This is a genomic window from Undibacterium sp. Rencai35W (assembly GCF_049340185.1).
In the GTDB taxonomy this organism is placed as follows: Bacteria; Pseudomonadota; Gammaproteobacteria; order Burkholderiales; family Burkholderiaceae_D; genus Undibacterium.
The window spans coordinates 40,683-60,775 of the sequence record NZ_JBMPPC010000003.1 but is presented as its reverse complement, the minus strand read 5'-3'; the positions used below and the strand labels follow the sequence as shown (position 1 = coordinate 60,775).

At 48.8% G+C, this 20,093-nt stretch carries 12 protein-coding genes; 1 reads left to right on the top strand and 11 read right to left on the bottom strand.

Translation table 11 applies throughout. The features are described from left to right. Nucleotides 1-16: 16 nt before the first annotated feature. The 8 genes from bcsA to ACO0K3_RS07275 form a co-directional block, all read right to left on the bottom strand. Nucleotides 17-4,549, bottom strand: coding sequence for a UDP-forming cellulose synthase catalytic subunit (bcsA, locus tag ACO0K3_RS07310; RefSeq protein ID WP_422983275.1), 4,533 nt, complete (start codon nucleotides 4,547-4,549; stop codon nucleotides 17-19). Next, a complete protein-coding gene (gene bcsQ, locus ACO0K3_RS07305; RefSeq protein ID WP_422983273.1) occupies nucleotides 4,549-5,316 on the bottom strand; it encodes a cellulose biosynthesis protein BcsQ in 768 nt (255 codons plus the stop codon). The genes bcsA and bcsQ (ACO0K3_RS07305) overlap by 1 nt, the downstream gene beginning before the upstream one ends. Beyond that, nucleotides 5,313-5,822, bottom strand: a complete 510-nt coding sequence (gene bcsP / locus ACO0K3_RS07300; protein WP_422983271.1) for a cellulose biosynthesis protein BcsP — start codon at nucleotides 5,820-5,822, stop codon at nucleotides 5,313-5,315. Before bcsP ends, bcsQ (ACO0K3_RS07305) begins: the two co-directional genes overlap by 4 nt. Nucleotides 5,823-5,862: 40 nt before the next feature. Next, a complete protein-coding gene (bcsD, locus tag ACO0K3_RS07295) occupies nucleotides 5,863-6,360 on the bottom strand; it encodes a cellulose biosynthesis protein BcsD (protein WP_422983269.1) in 498 nt (165 codons plus the stop codon). A 423-nt stretch (nucleotides 6,361-6,783) separates the two neighbouring features. Continuing rightward, nucleotides 6,784-7,557, bottom strand: coding sequence for a cellulose biosynthesis protein BcsQ (gene bcsQ, locus ACO0K3_RS07290; protein ID WP_422983267.1), 774 nt, complete (start codon nucleotides 7,555-7,557; stop codon nucleotides 6,784-6,786). 55 nt (nucleotides 7,558-7,612) lie between these two features. Beyond that, on the bottom strand, nucleotides 7,613-9,073 hold the full coding sequence (gene tldD / locus ACO0K3_RS07285; RefSeq protein ID WP_422983265.1) for a metalloprotease TldD: 1,461 nt from the start codon (nucleotides 9,071-9,073) through the stop codon (nucleotides 7,613-7,615). A gap of 202 nt (nucleotides 9,074-9,275) precedes the next feature. Further along, nucleotides 9,276-10,073 (bottom strand): carbon-nitrogen hydrolase family protein, encoded by a 798-nt coding sequence (locus ACO0K3_RS07280; RefSeq protein WP_422983263.1) that lies wholly within the window; start codon nucleotides 10,071-10,073, stop codon nucleotides 9,276-9,278. Between the two features lie 44 nt (nucleotides 10,074-10,117). After that, entirely contained in the window at nucleotides 10,118-14,452 is a 4,335-nt protein-coding gene (locus ACO0K3_RS07275) for a YhdP family protein (RefSeq protein ID WP_422983261.1), read from the bottom strand. Nucleotides 14,453-14,770: 318 nt separating this feature from the next. Between ACO0K3_RS07275 and glnE the strand changes: the two genes are divergently transcribed. Further along, the gene (gene glnE / locus ACO0K3_RS07270; protein ID WP_422983259.1) at nucleotides 14,771-17,515 is read left to right on the top strand and encodes a bifunctional [glutamate--ammonia ligase]-adenylyl-L-tyrosine phosphorylase/[glutamate--ammonia-ligase] adenylyltransferase; all 2,745 of its coding nucleotides are present in this window, start codon (nucleotides 14,771-14,773) and stop codon (nucleotides 17,513-17,515) included. Nucleotides 17,516-17,610: 95 nt separating this feature from the next. Here glnE and pbpG read toward each other — a convergent pair whose 3' ends face one another. From pbpG to ACO0K3_RS07255, 3 genes are all read right to left on the bottom strand, one after another. Beyond that, on the bottom strand, nucleotides 17,611-18,621 hold the full coding sequence (gene pbpG, locus ACO0K3_RS07265; protein ID WP_422983258.1) for a D-alanyl-D-alanine endopeptidase: 1,011 nt from the start codon (nucleotides 18,619-18,621) through the stop codon (nucleotides 17,611-17,613). 318 nt (nucleotides 18,622-18,939) lie between these two features. After that, nucleotides 18,940-19,635: a nitroreductase gene (locus ACO0K3_RS07260; RefSeq protein ID WP_422983257.1), complete on the bottom strand. Its 696-nt coding sequence runs from the start codon at nucleotides 19,633-19,635 to the stop codon at nucleotides 18,940-18,942. Then, a complete protein-coding gene (locus tag ACO0K3_RS07255) occupies nucleotides 19,635-20,072 on the bottom strand; it encodes an acyl-CoA thioesterase (RefSeq protein WP_422983255.1) in 438 nt (145 codons plus the stop codon). Before ACO0K3_RS07255 ends, ACO0K3_RS07260 begins: the two co-directional genes overlap by 1 nt. Nucleotides 20,073-20,093: the final 21 nt, after the last annotated feature.

The following is a 20,093-nucleotide window of genomic DNA, read 5'->3' as shown; positions in this document are numbered from 1 at the left end:
GGCGACTACTTAACTTTTACTTCTTTTCATCGACTGTCAATCGGGATGCTGCTTTTTTCCGTAAGAAACGGAACATCACAGTGGCAACAATCAGCGATGCCAGCATCAGGAACGCGATCAAAATCATTGGGTGGTTTGACAAATGCCATTTCACCCATGTCCAGAACGGCAGGCTACCGACATAATAGGTATCGCCGATCTGTACATTCTCCATTTTGTCACCTTTGACTAGCACCAGATCACCTTGGTATTTGCTTCTCAGGTCTGGTTTGAGTAAGGCTCTGGTCAGTCCCAATAAATTATCACCATCACCGGCGGTCAATACCACCACACTGCGACCACTGCTCAGCGGTGATTCAAATTGCATCATCGCGCCAAAAGCATTACCCGTACTCGCCAGCATTTCGCCTGTGTGACGTTCAATTTTGTCAATGTCACGCCCCGACCAGCGAGCAAGAATACGCATAAAGCCGGTAGGTAATTGCAGCTTGTTACCACCTTCGTCCATCACCAAAGGCAGGTATTTCGCCCATTGCTTTAGCAATGAGACATTGCCATTTGTTCCAATAACCAAAATATCTTTATCACTGAGTTTATCCAGATCACTACCGCGCACGACATTATTATTAGTCACAGGATAGCCCGTCGATTCGCCCATACGTCCCATTAGATTCAGAAACACTTCTGTCTCTTGCGCGGTCGGACGATCCGGCATCACGATCGCCGTCTCTGACAAATCTGCCATGCGGGTAAATGGAAAACCTGCATTCGCTACGTGTGCCAGATTCGGCATTGCGGTGTAGTGCGGCATGTCTGAAAAATCAATCGTCGAGTCGGGATCAATCGCAGACCTGACATTATCCAAATACACATCTTTACATGGCCCCTGCTTCACATAGTCGTAGAAAAAGTGAAACTGCAATTGGTTTTCTGCACCGATCTGGAAGGTTGGCACTTGAATTTCTTCTTGTGCGTAACGATGACCATCCTTAAACAGCAACATCACGGATTCTTTAATTTTGCCTTTTTCTACCTGTCCACCAGACAGGGACAAAGAACGGATAAATTCACCATTTATACCGATATTTAACGTCGACCGGTCCACGTTAATCCTTGGTGTAAACCGGTACCGTAAATCAATGGGAACACCATCTCTTTGCCATGTAAATAAATCCGGCGCAACACGCATATTCACGCGGATCAGGTCCGGTGTCAGACCTTTCACCTGCAAATCCTGATGCGCAACCAGTTCACCGAACTTGACGGGACGATTCGTTGGCAGCCAGTTCGGCGCATCATAAGGTGCGCGTGGATTCGCTTCTTTGAAATTTTTGATAAAAGCGCGATCACCAGACAAAGCAATCTGCCCTAATACCAATGACTGAGCAGCGATACGCAACTCAGCCGCATTACGTCCCATCACCAGCAATAATTTAGTATTTTGATTAGAAGGATTAGTCATGATGCTTAAAGTCGGCCCAGAAATGGCTGGCAACTTCAGGCCAGCGGGGACTTCATTCGACGTTGCAAAGACGACAGCATTCCCCTCGGGCAGCGACTGGATTGCTACCGGAAATTTAGCGCCGCGATACGCTGCCAGGTGACCAAACCATGAGGCAACAATACCGGCATTACGTAAAATATCCAGCGATGGCGCAGCCGGCATGACAAATGGCAACTCCAGCATCTTGTTGTCACGTTTATCAAAAAATGGCGTTGGCAATAGTGCCAAATCATTTTGCAAAGGAATCGAAGTAATCGTCAATTCCAGATTCGACGTATTACTGACATTCGCCCACAAACTGGAGTGATAGGGATCTTCGCACTCTCTGGTGTAATGGCCTATCAGCTTGAAGCCAAGCTGGTTAAAATCAGCGAACAAACGCGGATCGATGTTCGTTTCGCGGACAAAGCCACTCGCAGTTTCTTTCGGCAAAGGCACGACCGTCACCAGCTCGTTATTTACCAAGACTTTCATATGCGACAGTTCTGGCAACATAGCTGGCGAATAAGCGACGCCATACCGGACTTTTGCCGCAGTAATCAGCTCATCGCTGCGCACGGTAAAGGGAAAGGATCTCTCACCTTCAACACCGCGCAATTCGATATTAGAACCAGAGCCCATCTGCTTCAAAGAGATATTGATTGTTCTCTGCGATAAGGCTGACTTCACTACAGGCTCTTTATCAGGCACGGCTGAGACTGACGCTGCGGACTCACTGGCTGCCTCTGAAGCAGAGGCTTTCGCATGCTTGGATTTTGCATCTACATTATCATGCCCGAGCAATAACAAACCAAACAGGAGCGCCAGTGCGGTGGTGCTTCGCTTGCGCACCAGCTTTGTCTTGATCATTTTCACCATAGTGGAGTTCGTTATTTTGTTGAAAGGCATTGTTTTATTTCCTAAGTACTGCATGATACTTGAACCAAATCGTGAAAATCCAACCATACTGTGCATCGTAATTTCCTTCAAACCATTTAATGGATGATCAAAATCACGTTCTTGTGACCAGTTAAGCCAGACGTCAGCACGACCAACCGTGCAATTCACCAGATTAATTTCCTGTTCAAGAGATAAGGTCTTGAACTGCACGCTGATTAAACCTTGTTTTGAAAATACCACAGTAGCCGGGAAAATATGCTCACCGGCCGTACCATACAAAGACACCTGTACCTCAGCATCTTTATCGAGCATGACATCCTCAGGTAGTTTTAAAGACATTCCCCCTAAAGAAAAATCTTCCGTCTCACACACCAGAGAATGGCCGCCGGGCATACGCAAGATCGCACTCAGCTTCGCCCTGACACGATGCGTTCTGCGTACCTGCTTCGATTCGGTAGCCACCGCAAGAGTCGCTCCAAGGATGATCAGGTTATAAATCGTCCACAGCATATTTAAAATCACTGTGTCTAATTCATAAGTATTCCACCAGAGTGCGCGACCGATACCGACAATGAAGCCGAGGATATTCAACCCCAGCATCACCAGATAAGGTTTGGAAATTACCCAATCAAAGTGTTCTTTTTCAACCAGACCACCTTTCGCAGTCACGTTGAAAGTACCCAGCTTAGGGTTGATCAGGGCGACCAGCGTTGGCCGGAAAATATACCAGGCTAGCGTCGCCTCATAAACCTCCGCCCAGAACGAGTGACGATGCGCGCCTTGTATCCTGGAGTTCGTTAAGTTGGCATGCAATAAATGCGGCAAAGAATACGCCGCGATCGCCAAAGCGGATGCTTTAATGATATGGACTTCAAAAAACAAATACGAAATAGGCGCAAGCAAAAATACCATGCGCGGAAATCCATAGAAAAAATGAAGCATCGCATTGCTATAGCAAAGTCTTTGTCCGAACGACAGTCCTTTGCCCAACAAGGGATTATCCGTACGGAAAATCTGCGCCATTCCCCGAGCCCAGCGAATACGCTGTCCGACGTGAGCTGATAAACTTTCTGTCGCCAAACCAGCGGCCTGAGGTAAAGCGAGATAGGCCGTGTTGTAGCCCAGGCGCTGCATCTTCAGCGCGGTATGCGCATCTTCCGTCACGGTTTCTACCGCAATCCCGCCAACTTCCATCAGATATTTGCGACGCAGAATTGCACACGAACCACAGAAGAAGGTCGCATTCCATAAATCGTTTCCGTCCTGTATCAGGCCATAAAACAATTCGCCTTCATTGGGAACATTGCGGAAAGTGTTCAGGTTACGCTCGAACGGATCGGGAGATAAAAAATGATGGGGTGTCTGCACCATCGCCAATTTTTCGTCTACTAAGAACCAGCCCATCGCATATTGTAAAAAGGAGCGTGTCGGCATGTGATCGCAATCAAAAATCGCGACGAATTCTCCGGTGGTTCTGGCCAGAGCGGCATTAATATTACCGGCCTTCGCATGCTTGTTGTCGCTACGTATATAGCAATTAACTCCAACAGACTTGGCAAATTCCTGGAACTGAGGGCGGCGTCCGTCATCCAGAATATAAATATTGAGTTTATCTTTTGGCCAGTCGATTCCCATTGCTGCCAGCACAGTGGGCTTCACTACACTAAGGTCTTCGTTGTAAGACGGGATAAATAAATCAACGACAGGCCACAAGCTCGTGTCCTCCGGCATCAGAACCGGTTTACGCTTCAATGGCCACGCCGTCTGCAAATAACCGAGCAACAACACCAGCCAGGCATACACCTCGGCAAAAACAAGAACTAACGCAAAAATCAGATCAACCAGATTCTCAGCATCAATCGTGTAATTGATACGCCAATAAATATAACGACTGGTTGCACTGACAGAGAACATGATCATCACTAGCGATACCAACGTACCGGTATAGCGACGCAAATACATAGCAGTCCAGAACACGACAATCGAAAACAAAGTCTGCCAAATCAATTCCAGAGGAATACTGATACTGGTCCAATACAAACCTGCGGCAATTACCAGAGCAACCGCCCGGGTCGTTTTTAGTTCCCAGCCGGGCCAGTTAACCAGGGTGCGGCCAAATTCGTTCAGACGGCCATACAGATATCGTGAGTTAAGTATTGAGCGCATCAGGCAATTAACTTATAACGATCCTGCAACCATGTCGTAATTTGCAATAAATCGTGGGTAGCCGAGCAGTGTTTCGCGTAGAGAGAAACCGGAGATTGGCAAGCCAGCGCCTCACTAACGGCTTCATCCTTATGAATCGTAATTGGCACCAGTTGCGCTCCCATGTTGGCTCTCAACATTTGTAATATATCCCGATGCAATTGTTTGTTTGCATCCATTTGATTCACGATATAGCTAGATCCAAAAAAATCTTGCCGGTCACTACAGTAATAATGCAATAAAGACTCGATTGAAGGAATCGTTGAATACGAGGCGGCATCCGGTTTAATCACAATCAATGCAATATTCGCGCAATGTAATACCTGCTGCAAATATACAGTTGGTCCCGGAGGTGTATCAATCAATACAATTTCTTCGTCCGCCAGGTTGAGCGAACTTAATTGCGTTGCCAACCAACCCGGCTTGCTCTTAATAAAATGCTCAAAGGCGACTCTGTCCGGCTCATCAACGACACCATAAGGTAAAAAATGCACGCCATAAGAGCTTTCATACAAAGCATCTGACCAAGGTAACCCCGACATCGTTTGCCGCACAACGCCTGCAGGGTCCTCATGCTGCATGCCGCAATGCAGACGCAACGCATTTTGTGGATCAAGATCCAGTATGGTGACTTTCGCTCCTAATGCAGCAATCGCTGCAGCAAGATTTGCTGTTACCGTTGTTTTTCCAACGCCACCTTTAGGAGAGATGACCGCAATTACCCTCATGGTTTAAATATTTTTTTAAAGAAGGAGTTAACTGCAGGTTCTGGTGATTGATCTGCTACACGTGCGCCAGACAAACGGCTAAACAAGCTTGCAAGCGTAGGATCGCCACGTTCCTCGGTCGAAGAAGCAAGCGGCTCATTGGCCGCACGCGCGAACAAAGAGGATTCTTTTGGTACTGGTTCGGCACGTGAGGAATGTCCCGCAGCTCCGGAGGCATATTCAGCTCGACGTAGAAAAGAACTTTCTACCGGGGCTAATACCGCTGGTACCTGTTGATCTGAAACTATTCTTCCGGATGCTGTCGATGGCAAACCATCCATTGGCAACGCTGATTCAACTTTAGGCACTGCACGAGCAGCCACTGGTTTCGCCGTATTTACGTGAACATCTCTGAGTAAAGGCCAGCGCTGTTTGGCCTGTTCATTCATGCCATCACGATGAATCTCTTTATACGAGTCCGCAGAGCCGTCGATTTTCTTAAAGAGATTTTTGATGTCGTTGTCCATAATTTAAACCTTTTGCACTCCGTCTAGCGGTCACACCAGCTTAGCGACGAGTAAAATGTGCGTGTTCTTCTGTGTGTTTTTTCAATTGAAAAACGATGACACGCCCTTGCTCCAAGGCCGCCCCTTTTTGGGTAAGCCGCAAAGCTTTATCGACCCCCAACGACTCAAACCAATGGGTATAAACACCTTCCAGCAAGGCAGGCGACCATTCCAATGCCTGCTCACCAAACGCAAGCTTGATCGGACTCGCATTGTGCTCAATGATTAAACTATCCGCTTCTTCATTAAGCTGAACCCAGCCCCAGTTCAGGTCACACCAGATTTTATTCATGCTGGCTTCAAGGGTGCGCATCGTCGCGCCACCTTCAAGCTTGAAACTAGCGGCCATCCTAAGTCCAAGTTTGAACATAAAAGCACGCAAATCCTGTACATCTCCCTGAGCACTGAACTCTGTAGAAAATGCGCCAAGAAACGCGCGCCATTGGGTGGAACATTGCTGTTCTTCGTAATAATTTATATTGCCTGAAACATTACTCACTATGCACCTTTGCAGTCTCAATCCGGCTGCCTGTAGCAGCCTGAACTGACATTGTTATTATTTTCGACTTTAGCATTTCATCAATATGTAAGTCTAGCGAATAGCGCTGAATAAATGTTAACTATTCATAAGCTAACAACACCTTATTTACCGTCAAAATCATTCAATTTCAACATTTGTTATCTGCTCGATATCAAACCAAATAAACAAGATGCAACATCACTTTATTGTCACTCAGATTTCACTGAGTTCCTATATTGACGTCAGATTTTCTTCTATCTTGAGATTATGCTTGGAAAAACAGAGCGCACAAAAGTCTATACGCCAGGTTTAACAAAGTGGATGCAAGAAAAGTGCCCGCTTCCCTCTTAATTTATCAATTAAGTAGTTAAATTGATGCTGGCGCGTATTCGCTTGTATTGATTATTTAGCCTGTAGTTGCAACTGTAGCAATAACCAGTCGACTACCTCCTGCAAGGCTGTAGCAGCGAGACTCTCAGGCTCGTAATCAAGAACCGATCGCTCGTAAGCGAGCGCCTCCTCAATCTGAGCACTTTCGGGAATAAGAATGGGGACGACTCTGGCACCTAACTGCTCCCGGTACAAAGAGACCACGTCCTGGGATAGCTGACTACTTGACACTTGATTCACCAGATAAGCAGAGTCAACTAGCGATCCTGCCTCATTAGGGTGCGCTGCAATGAGGGATTCCATTTCTGGAATAGTGGCGTAAGAAGCTGCATCCGCCAATACCACCGTCAGTAAAAAGTCGGCAGCATGTATCGCCTGCGTTAAGTAAGCAGACGGCCCGGGAGGAGTATCAAGCAAGACTATTGTATTTTTCGGCAACTTAGCCCGCTTCAACAATTTCAGCAGCCACCCTTCTTGCTGCTCCAGCACTTGCTCAAAATCGATACGTTGTTGCTCGCCTGCACTACCGTAAGGGACAAAATCTATACCAGACGCGCTTGAGAAAGCAACTTCCCAGAGCTTGGGAGCTCTGTCGCCGGCAATCACGCTGAGCCCACCTGCAACCTCAGGCGGCAATCCCCCCATATGCCACTGAATCGCGTTTTGCGGATCAAGATCCAGCACCAGCACAGGGAAACCACGCAGCACAAAACCCAGACTGAGGTTTGCAGTCACCGTTGTTTTGCCAACGCCGCCTTTGGCTGAGACGACCGCGATTACCGGCATAGTCGCTGCCTAGGAAGAGAAAATTCAATCATCGCCAAGTCTATCAATGTAAGGATCAGGCAGTACCGCCAACGGTCAATCCATCAATGCGCAATGTCGGCTGTCCAACGCCAACAGGCAAACTTTGTCCTTCCTTACCGCATACGCCGATACCGGAATCTAGCTGCAAATCGTTACCGATCATTGAGACACGGTTTAAAACTTCAGGACCGTTACCGATCAGAGTTGCGCCTTTTACCGGATAGGTGACTTTGCCGTTTTCTATCATATAGGCTTCGCTGGCGGAAAATACAAATTTGCCATTCGTAATATCAACCTGACCACCGCCAAAATTCACGGCATATAGTCCATTTTTTACAGAAGCCAGAATCTCAGCCGGATCTTTATCGCCAGCCAACATATACGTATTTGTCATTCTCGGCATCGGTAAATGGGCGAAGGATTCACGACGTGCGTTACCGGTGACCGGCATCTTCATCAGGCGCGCATTCATCGTATCTTGCATATAGCCCTTCAAAATACCGTCTTCGATCAAAGTCGTACACTGCGTCGGATTACCTTCATCGTCCATATTCAATGAGCCGCGGCGGTCCTTCATGGTACCGTCATCGACCACCGTCACACCTTTAGCCGCTACCCTGTCACCGATGCGTCCAGAAAAAGTGCTGGAGCCCTTCCGATTAAAATCACCCTCCAGACCATGGCCTATCGCTTCATGCAGTAACACACCCGGCCATCCAGGTCCTAACACTACCGTCATCGGTCCCGCTGGCGCAGGCCGGGCATCCAGATTGACCAAGGCTGACTTGACCGCTTCATCGGCATATTTCTCTAACAAAGCATCAGAAAAATAAGCATAATCGTAGCGTCCGCCACCACCACTTGACGCCATCTCACGACGACCGTTTTGCTCTACAATCACCGTCAGAGATACCCTTACTAAAGGGCGGATATCCGCAGCAATAACGCCATCACTGCGCGCGACTAATACGACGTCATATTCACCGACCAGATTCGCCATGACCTGCACCACACGCGGGTCTTTGGCTCTCGCGATTTTTTCCAGACGCTCCAATAAACTCACTTTTTGCGTCGCATCCAATGAGGCGAGAGGATCTTGTTGCAGATACAGTGAGCGGCTGCCAACATTTTGCATGCTGGAGGCGACTTTGATTTTCCCTGCACCTTGTCTGGCGATAGTACGGGTCGCCTGAACCGCATCTTGCAAGGCTTTTTCTGAAATTTCGTCCGAATAGGAAAATGCGGTCTTATCGCCGGAAATCGCACGAACACCAACCCCCTGATCAATGGAAAAACTCCCCGTCTTGACGATGCCCTCTTCCAGGCTCCAGCCCTCGCTTTTCGTGAACTGAAAATAAAGATCCGCGTAATCCACCTTATGCGTAAACATAGAGCCAAGCACCTTACCCAACTTAGCCTCATCCAGTCCGAACGGCGTTAACAAAATGTCGCGGGCGATAGCTAAATGGCGCAGATTTGAGTCAATTGGAATCATATTTTTCTAACAATGCTATAGGTGATTGATGTATGAATTGTAGAGCAAGTCGGTCATCTGCACGCGTCATCGTTTTTTTAAAATCATTTTGGCAAAAGGAGGCCCAGATTATTCAATGTCTATTGACAACAAACTCAGTCATACGATCTTTCTGAACGGCATATCCGGATTGAATTAAATTAACTTGAGTTAGCAGCAGAATCTAGGCTAATTTGCGGTGCTTTAATGCAGGCAAGCTCATCCTTACCGCACCAATGTTTGCCAGATCAAGTTCACCGCCAACCACGCCCTCACCCTCGGCCAATTCGTCGATGATCTTGCCCCAAGGATCAATCAGCATACTGTGTCCCCAGGTACGGCGACCATTCACATGGATGCCACCTTGCGCCGAGGCCAGAACGTAACACTGATTTTCGATGGCTCTGGCACGCAAGAGAATTTCCCAGTGCGCCTGTCCTGTCGTGTGAGTGAAAGCAGCGGGAACAACGAGCAAACTACACTCGCCCATCGCCCGATACAGTTCTGGAAAACGTAAATCGTAACAGACCGACAATCCCACTTTTACCAAGCCAACATCAAATGTCACCACCTGCTGACCAGGCGTAATCGTGCGGGACTCCTCATACGATTCATCACCTTTGGTAAAACCAAATAAGTGAATCTTGTCATAACGCGCAACTAACTCGCCTTGTGGATTAAACACCAGGGTCGTATTCAATACTTTGTCTGGCTCTGTAGATAGCAACGGTATAGTGCCGCCGATAATCCAGACGCCAAGCTGGCGGGCCTGTTCTGTAAGGAACGCCTGTATCGGTCCAGTACCGTGCTGTTCCGCAACCAGAAACTTATCTCTTTCGTGCACACCCATTACCGGCCAGTATTCAGGCAGGAGCAGGAGTTGCGCACCGCTACTTGCCGCCTGCTGTAGTAAGCGCTCTACCGTCGCCATATTATCTTGCAGCACGGGAGTGGATACCATTTGTATCGCAGCGATCTTCATTGTTTTACCCTTCTACATAAATTGAGACTGCGCGCCCGGACTGACTACTTAGCAGCGCTTGCTTCTCTTTTGGGTGGCACAATTTCTGCCTCTTTATGATCAATCTTAGTGACAGTTGGCTCTTTCCATCCGCCTGTAATCATATACTCGTAGGTGAAGGCGCGCGCCAGAGGTTCACGCAAAAACAATTGCGCTAAAAAGGTACCCAAGCCAATCACAGGATTCACCGCTAATCCATACACGACAGACGCCGTGCCGGCATTAATTTCAGGAATAACTGCCACATGCAGATGTTGAGATTCGTTCACGATATCCGCCGTACCATCCATTAATACCGCAGCATTGACACTGCGCATCTTCAGATTCTCGGTCTTCGCTATACCCTTCTGAATCTGGGCAGTTCCGGTAATGGAGTCAAAAGCAAAGCCGTCTGAAAACACGTCGCGAAAATCGAGCGTCAATCGTCTGGGCAGCGACTGCATACTCAGCACGCCCAGCAACTTTGCGGCACCCGGATCGACTTTTAAAAACTGACCTGCCGCCAGCTCTAACTGAATTTGTCCCGACATGCTGGGCACATCCATGGCAAACGGCAAACCGTTCCAAGTAACCTCGCCTTGTAGCTTGCCACGCCCGCCGCGCATGACATTCGCAAACCCGACCCTGTCAAGCAATTTACCCGCACTATTAATGTCCAGCACATAGTTCAGACTAGTCATGCTCTCACCGTTGCGATTACTCCACTTCCCCGTACCTTTGAGCTCAGCATCCTCATTTTTCAAGGATACTTTATGGATGCGCCATTCGCGCCCTGCCGTGGTCATCGCATTGCTTGCCATCAGCTCCAGGCGGCCAAATTTTTTATTAAATAATTCAAAGTTGTCTGCTGCAATATCCAGACTAGGGATCTGCGTATCGCTGTTTTTACCCTCGAGTAAATCGGACACGTCAGAAGCAGCTGACTGCGGAATGATCAGCTTGCTCAGGCGGGCGGAGACATTACCCAAACTCTGTCCGCCAGCGCCAGAATCACTCCAGGTCAGATAACCGGATGCCTGGTTTGAATCGATATTCGCTTGCCATAGACCTTTTTGACGAGAAGCACCGACCACGACATTGTCTAATTTCTTCCCCATCACGGTCAGCTCTGCTGTGCGTGCTGCGATCACATTTGGCTCGATATAAGCGGCAATATCCAGGTCGCTGGGATTACCATTAATAGCAGCGACAGTAGCGGCAACAGCGGCAACAGCGGCAGCGTTATTTACAAGTGTGTTTGATTGGGTACCGTTAACACTATTGACACTATTATTACCCGCACTCGTAACGGAACTAGTCCCGGTTGCAACCAGCCGTCGCCATTCATCTACATTGACTGCCTTGAAATCAATATTCGCATTCAGGCCGCTATCCGGCTCCGGTGCCAGTGCATTCACACCGATCCCGCCGCGCACTACCTGCCAGCTAGCATTTGTCTCCGTCGATTTCTGCCTTTGATAACGCGCATTGACCGCACTACCCAATGTCACTTTAATCTCGTCGCGCAATTGAGTCGTGTCGGCTGATACTTGCGGGATGAGTTCAAAATGCAGGGGCAGATTATCATTCGCGACCTTGCGCAACGGTGCAGGAAAACCCAAAGCCAGACCTTGCAGGCTGGAATCAATCTGCAATTCTAATTGGCGCTTTTTCACGTTGATATTTGCGCCATAGCGGGCAGCACCCGTCAGCTTATCGCTTAAGCGTTCGTTCGCTAACACAGGGAAATTTTTACGCAAGCCATCTGCGGTCGCCACCCCGTCAAGACGGATCCGGATACTGCCATCTTTTTGCGAACCACCCGTTGCCTGTACAGCGCCGCCGAGCAAACTGCCTTTCAGTATATTGAGATTCACGCCTTTTTCCGTGAACTCAAGTTTGCCATTGACTGCACTGACAGGAGGGATCCCGCCCTGCAACAGCACGTCATTGCCAGCAAATTGCAATGTCCCCTGAACTTTGGAATCGATAATATGCTGCAGAGGTAATTGCAACTTCAGGCCCAGTTGTGCGTTCGCACTGGCTTTGCTATCTTTCAAAAAATGTCCGAGCCAGCCATCCACCGGACTCGCCACCACATACTGCAACATCGTTTGTAAATTACCGCTGGCGGTACCGTCAATCGACAAAACGCTGTTGTGAGTCATCAGGTCCGGAATAATCGCTTTGACTTTGCTTAGATCTGCACCGAGGGTCTTTGCCGTCTCGCCGCGAATTTCCATACGCGCGCGGTCAAATACAAAACTACCGTTGATACTATCAATAACCGGCCATAGCGGTGCTTTGCCATCGTCGGCGAAATGACCCGGAGCAAAATCCAGCTTGCCATCAACAATCGTACCTTTGACCCAGAACTCGCCTTTGGGATTAGGTTTGCCGTCATGCCCGGCAAAAGGAAAATGGGCGAGGTCGCCCTTGATGCGTAAACTGACATCATCTGCACGACCGTCGAGCAAAGCGCCAACCAGCCAGTGGCGCAAATCCTCTGGTGCATTCGCCGGGATAAAACGATCAATCTGTTTGAGGTCAAATCCGCTGAATTTACCGACCAGATCAACTTCGCCAGGATGCACCTCTTGCCCTGCTACTTTATTTGCCCGCATCGACATGGTGTGCTTTCCTGAAATGGAAGCGATCATATTGTCTTGTTCAAACTCCATTTTGCTAATCTGCAAAGCAAGCTTATCATCGGCTTCAAATTGCCAGCGCGCCAGCATCTGCAATCGCTTAAACGGCATGACAGGATCGACAAAATAACTGGACAATTGCAGCAATAAATCCTGCGAGTCGAGCATAAAACTGCCGCCCTTATCACTGGCATCTACGGTACCGGACAAATTCTCAAACCCGGGTATAGCAGGCACTGCCGCTCTGGCAGGCGTCGTACTGGTCTTGGCGAGCGCCAATTGTGCGGGTTGAGCCTTTAGCGACAGATTAAGAAATTGTCCTTTCAGGCTGTAGGAGACCGTCTCCGGATAAGTACCCTGCCATTTTGCACTGAAATCCTTGAGCTGGCCTTTAGGCGCAAAATCGACCAACATGCGGCGCTGATCCGGCGGCAAAGGCAAATGTTCTGCAAAATTCGCCAGGGTATGCAAGTCCAGTTGTCTGGCAAATAGTTCGACTTTTTCCGGCTGCCCTTTTTGTGCAGGAATATAGCTTTCGCTGATGGTCGTTGCAGGTAAGACCTGACCGTCACGCGCCTGCATGGAGAAATTGATCAGAGAAATTTGATGTCCGGCCTGCCCAAAAAGACCTCGCAAATACTGACGGCCAAACGCCGCGCGCTCACTGGCAATCAGCCTGCCACTGACCTGCGCCATATCGAGAACCGGCAAATCCTTGCGAAAAGTCCCGATCACATCGGTCAACCTGACATCGGCGGTCAGTTCGGCCACCCGGCCTTTATCCAGATGCAACCAGGCTCGTATTGCACCATGCGCTTTTTTTACATCGGCAGGTAAATCCACATACGCTTTAAGCATGCTGATATCCGACTGCGCCAGATCGGCATAGAGATCCCCGCTCCAGCTGCTAAGCTCCGTAGTACGGCGATTAAATACTGCGTGCTGAAAGTCGCCGCGAATATCGACCGGAGCCGCCAGCTCTGCCGGCGGCGTTGCTTTCAACGCAAATTTATGATGACGCCATTGATTATTCAGTATGAAATTGACTGAAGCGAGATGGAGTTCAGGGGCGTTGCGGTATTGGTCAATCCAGCGCAGGTTGCCGTCGCGGATCACGATGTCGCGTTGCGCCAGCATCCAGTCCAGACCTTTGCCATCCCCCGCCTGCGCCGGGTCGATAAAAAACCCGCCGACCAGTAATTTGCCATCCGCTTGTTTTTGTATCGTTAAGGAGGGATGCGCGATATCAAGTTTATCCAGACGTAGTTCAAATAACAGGACTGACCACCAGGAAATAGTGGCAGAAACCTCGGGCAATACTAGAGCGGCTTGCCCTTTCTGATCACGTACAACCACGTCTTTCAATGCCAGAACGGGATTAAGGCTTTGCCACCTCGCCTGCAGACTGGCGATTTCGACCTGACGGCCAATGGACCGGCTGGCGAGTTGCTCTACATCAGTTTTATAACGCTCAACATTCGGCAGGACGCCATAGCGCAACACTAGGAACAAAACGCAGAAGAGGAAATAACAGAGCACCAGGAGTTTCACTAGGATGCGAACACCGCGGCCACAAAATGCCGTCGCAGAACGACAGTTGTCCATCACACCGCGACGTTGTCGCAAGGCCGTGACTGGCGCGTGGTCAGACCCAAGGCCGGGCACAGGAGCTGAGGCTACTTCATCTGATGGTGGCACTGGCGTTTTATTCATCACTGACACAATGGTTTAGCACTCTCTTGCGGCAGCAAAACAGCTTGACAACATTTCCTGAAAAAACGCGAAAAACAATATACTCCCCCGATATTTTATAAAAACAAGCCCAATCCGCACGTTTTACCATGACAAATATAATTACTCCCCTGGAGTATGTCAAAATTCCATAAGAAATCAACACGCTTTGACGACATCTAACACATCGGTCAATCTAGCCAGTCCGTTACATTCGAATTGATGACAGCGCGTAAACTTATCCACCGCGACAGCTCCAGCCTTATCTGTTTGCCTTTAAAATCGATGCCACGATCATTCATGAAGTCTTCCATGACACCAGCACTGGCAACCCCATCCGACCTCATCAGCACTGCGCAACTCTCACGCTTCGTCAAACGTTGGTTACAGGCGGATCCCGCACGTATCAGCTTACTGAAAGAACACAGCAGATTATCCTTGAGCCCGCAGATTTTTGCTCAGATTTTACAAAAAGAAATACAGGATGGTATTCCTCTTAACAAAGTAATGCGCCGCTTGCGCAACCTGGTCGTATCAAGCTTAATTGCCCGAGACCTGACAGGCGCGGCAGACATGGATGAAGTTGTCACGACAATTAGTCAGTTTGCCGATTTTGCGGTGCAACAGCATTTGTCTGCGTTAATGCAGGAAGCGATTGCCCTGTATGGCACGCCGACAGGCGAGGACTCCGGTGCACCGCAAGAATTGATCGTACTGGGTATGGGTAAGTTGGGCGGAATGGAGCTAAACGTTTCTTCCGATATCGATTTGATCTTTTGCTACGCCGAGGATGGCGACACCCACACGCACAACGCCGAGCAACGCAGTCTTTCCAACCATGAGTTCTTCAGCCGGCTCGGAAAAAAACTGATCGCTGCGATCTCAGAGGTGACCGAAGATGGCTTTAGTTTTCGGGTTGATATGGCCTTGCGCCCTAACGGTAACTCAGGACCCTTAGTGGCGAGCTTCGCGATGGTCGAAGAATATTTTTTAATACAAGGCCGTGAGTGGGAGCGCTATGCCTGGGTAAAGGCGCGGGCAATCACTGGCAAACCCGACGATATCGTGGCGCTCGACAAAATCATCCGGCCCTTTGTATATCGCCGCTATCTGGACTATGGTGTGATCGACTCGCTACGTTCGATGCACGGGCAGATTCGCGCCGAAGTCATCCGTCAGGAAACTAAGCATCCCGAGCGCAGCAATAACGTCAAACTCGGCCGCGGTGGCATCCGTGAAGTTGAGTTTCTGAGTCAGGTTTTTCAGTTAATACGCGGAGGACGTGAAGCGAATTTACGCGATCGATCGACCAGAACTACCCTGCTCACACTGGCAGAAAAAAACATTCTGGAACCTGGGGTCGTTGAGCAATTATTAAGCTCCTATCATTTTTTACGCAATCTTGAACATCGCCTGCAATATCTGGATGACGCGCAGACCCATACCTTTCCGGTGAAAGAAGAAGACCAGACCACAATTGCACACATGATGGGCTGTGCAACGACAGAAGAATTGCTCAACCAGCTCGCACCACACCGGCAATTCGTCGCCGAGCAATTCGACGCCATTTTTAAAGAGAAAAAAACATCGCAAAAACATACCGATGACCACGCCCTGGCAGCGACACTGGCCGCAGCGGATAGCGATGAAATGCTGGAGGCACATTTAAGCGCCTTACATTTTCAGAATGTGACTGACGCCGTTCAACGTCTGATAAGCACATGGCAATCTCCTCGCCTGCAATCGCTCAGCGAGATCAGTCGCATTAAGCTGGTTGCCATTGTCAACAGCGCCTTACCGCAAATTGCGAAACAGGCACACGGCCACCTGGCAACACTGAATCGTTTGCTCGACTTTATCGAAGCAATCGCCCGCAGAACCGCCTACCTCGCTTTGCTCACTGAATATCCTCATACGCTGGAACGGGTTGTCCGAATGATGGGCGCCAGTGACTGGGCAGCTAAATTTTTAACGCGCCATCCCATCCTGCTCGATGAATTACTTGACGAAACAGCGCTGCGGCAAGATCCGGACTGGTCCAGCTTTAGCGCAGAACTTCAACAACAACTCGACCAGCACACCGAAGACACGGAACGTCAGTTAGAAACCCTGCGGGAGATGCATCACGCTTTGCAATTCCGCTTGCTCGCACAAGATCTGGAAGGACAAGTCAGCGTCGAACATCTGGCGGATGAACTGTCGCAACTGGCCGATCTGGTGGTCGCCGCAACACTACAGGCAGCATGGCAAACTATCGCCAGCCGCCATCGTGAGCAACCGCAATTTGCGGTAATCGCTTACGGTAAATTAGGTGGTAAAGAACTGGGCTACGCGTCCGACCTTGATGTGATTTTTTTATACGACGACGACGATCAGGAGGCTCCGGCAAACTACGCAAAGCTGGCACAGCGTTTCATTACCTGGATGACGTCACATACACCAGCAGGTATTTTGTTTGATATCGACATTGCCCTGCGTCCTGATGGCGCGAGTGGCTTGCTGGTCTCGTCAGTCAATGCCTTCGCGCGCTATCAGGAGCAGTCTGCCTGGCTATGGGAACATCAGGCGCTGACCCGCGCACGCTTTTGCGCAGGCGATCTCCGCATCGCGCCGATGTTTGATCAGATCAGAGATAAAGTATTGAGACAAGCTCGCGATACCGGCAAGCTGAAGCAGGAAGTCGTCAACATGCGTAAAAAAATGCATGATGCTCACCCCAACCGGACGGACCTGTTTGATCTAAAACAGGATGTGGGCGGAATGATCGATATTGAATTCATCGTCCAATTTTTGGTCCTGCAGCATGCTCACACTTATCCGCAACTGACCGCAAATATTGGCAATATCGCGCTGTTGAAATTATGCGGAGAGCTCGGCTTAATTGATGCCAGCCTGGCTGCCGGGAACGCCGACGCTTATCGGTTATTCCGCAAGCTCCAACACAATCAACGCTTGCAAGGGGTAGAAAAAGCACGCGTCGAACGGGAACAGGTCGCGACTGAAATTCAGAGTACGAAAACTCTCTGGCACAGTTTGCTGGAATAAAAAAAAGCCTGTTGATCTTCATATCAACAGGCTTTGTATGTTTATGTTCAGACGCTTATTTACTGACTCGGCTCCATACCTTTGCCATGTCTGCGTTATGCCTGCGGCTTGACCGTCTCCAGCCATTTACGAATGCGTCCTGCGTCAGCCAAACGAGAATATTTACCCTTAGAGTCCAGGAAAACCATGACGATTGCACGGCCTTGTATCATCGCCTGCATGACTAGGCAGCGACCTGCTTCAGAGATATAGCCTGTCTTTTGCAAACCGATATCCCAGGTTGGATTTGCTACCAGTTTATTCGTGGTTGAATACTGCAATGGACGACCACCGCCTGGGGCAACAACATAGCTGGAATCAGTAGAGTATTGACGGATCAGCGGATGCTGATACGCCGCATTGATGAGCTTTACCAGATCCTGCGCACTGGCCACATTCTGGCTAGACAGACCGGATGAGTCGACATAATGCGTTTCTGTCATACCGAGTTGTTTTGCCTTGGCATTCATCGCGGCGACAAACGCTGGCAAGCCACCGATATAATTGCGACCCAAAGCGGATGCCGCACGGTTTTCAGAACTCATCAAGGCAATGTGCAGCAAATCGGCACGCGATAATTTTGCGCCGACTTTGAGGCGTGAGCCTGTACCTTTTTCTTTATCCAGATCGTCATTCGTGATCTCGATTTCTTCGTTCATATCCTGATTCGCTTCAACCACAACAAGGCTGGTCATCAGCTTGGTAATGGAGGCAATCGGCAAAGACACGTTAGAATTTTTATCGAATAACACTTTGGAACTCGCCTGATCAACGACAAAAGCGACATTCGATTGCAGTGTCAGGGGATCTTCTGAGTGCTTAAGACCGGCAATATCACCCGCCGTTGGTTTTTCAGGGACGATATGTGCGACAGCGACACGTTCCGTGATGATTTTACGTTTACCGTTGACGATAATCGTGCGTTTCACCAATTTACCGGCAGCAAGCTTGGTAACGACTTTCTTATGAACGATATGCTTTTTGTGATGCGTGGCTTCAGCAAACACGAGGGATGCTGGCAGCATCGCGGCAATAACTATTAGTGCTTGACGGGTAAATTTCACCATCAATCGCTCCTCATGCAAATGAAAAAAATTTAGTGCAGTGTAGCAAAATTGTGAAAATTCGCAAGAGAATTAAAGGCTTATGCTATTTACTTGAACAAAAATCTAGTGTCATCAATTGGAAACAATCACGGAATTTAGTTTAAGCGGAGCAAGGAGCCGAAGTTCTGCGACGAACTATGTCACTTTATTTATTTTCCTCACCCAACTGAGCAGCATTATGCTTATCAATAAAACATTTCATAGGAGATCACGTAACGCTCATTAGTTTGGAAAAATCTTCGTAAACTTCCAACCTCTTTTAAGATCTCCTGATGTCTCTTAATCAAGGAATTGCGTAAATTTTGTGATCTCATCACGCTCAGTAACCAGGCTGTTTTCAATTTTGCTCATATCGGCATACCCCAGCGACATGCCGCAGACCAGCATTTCGTTTTCTGGCAATGCCAAAACATCATGGATAATTTTATGATACTGAGTAAATGCAGCTTGCGGACAAGTGTCCAGTCCTCTGGCGCGCGCTGCTAGCATAATATTTTGCAAGAACATGCCGTAATCCAGCCACGAGCCTTGCTCCATCACGCGATCAATCGTCAATATCAGACCAACCGGCGCATCAAAAAAAGCATAGTTACGTCCGTGCTGCGCATGCATACCGACTTTATTCTCTCGTCCCAAGCCTAACAATGCGTACAGATCCCAGCCTACTTTGCGCCGGCGCTCAAGGTAAGGGGCAATCCATTTGACAGGGTAATAGTTATATTCCTCTTTATGGGCTTGCGCCTGCTCACTATCGTTATGCGCGGCCAGAATTGCGGAACTTAACTGCGTCAACGTGTTACCCGTTAAGACATAGACCTTCCATGGCTGTGTATTACTGCCGGAGGGTGCACGTGCAGCAACTTCCAATATCGCCTGAATGTCTTCACGCTCTACCGCAGTCGGTAAAAAAGCACGGATCGAACGGCGAGAAGTTATTACTTCATCGACACATTGCTGGGTTGGTGACTGGATCATCAGACAGGTACCTCTAAAGTGGATAACAAACTGCGAATTTTTTCCGGAATGGGTACAGGCCGACGGCTCTCCCTATCCACATAGACATGCACAAAATGGCCTTGAGCCGCCGCCATATCTTCATCATTTTTAAAAATACCGATCTCATAACGAACGCTGGAGTTACCAAGTTTGCTCACTGTCACGCCTGCGGATATCACATCGGGAAAAGCGACTGAAGCCAGGTAATTACATTGCGTCTCGATCACGAGACCGATTTCCTGACTTTTCTCTATGTCTAGCGCCTGATTGACGATCAGAAACTGATTGACCACGGTATCAAACCAACTGTAGTAGATGACGTTATTCACATGTCCATAAGCATCGTTATCCATCCAACGTGTCTGTATCTTATGAAAATGCTGAAATTGCGCTCGGCTTTTTGCTTCTATCGCCATTTTTTCCTCAAAAAATAGGTC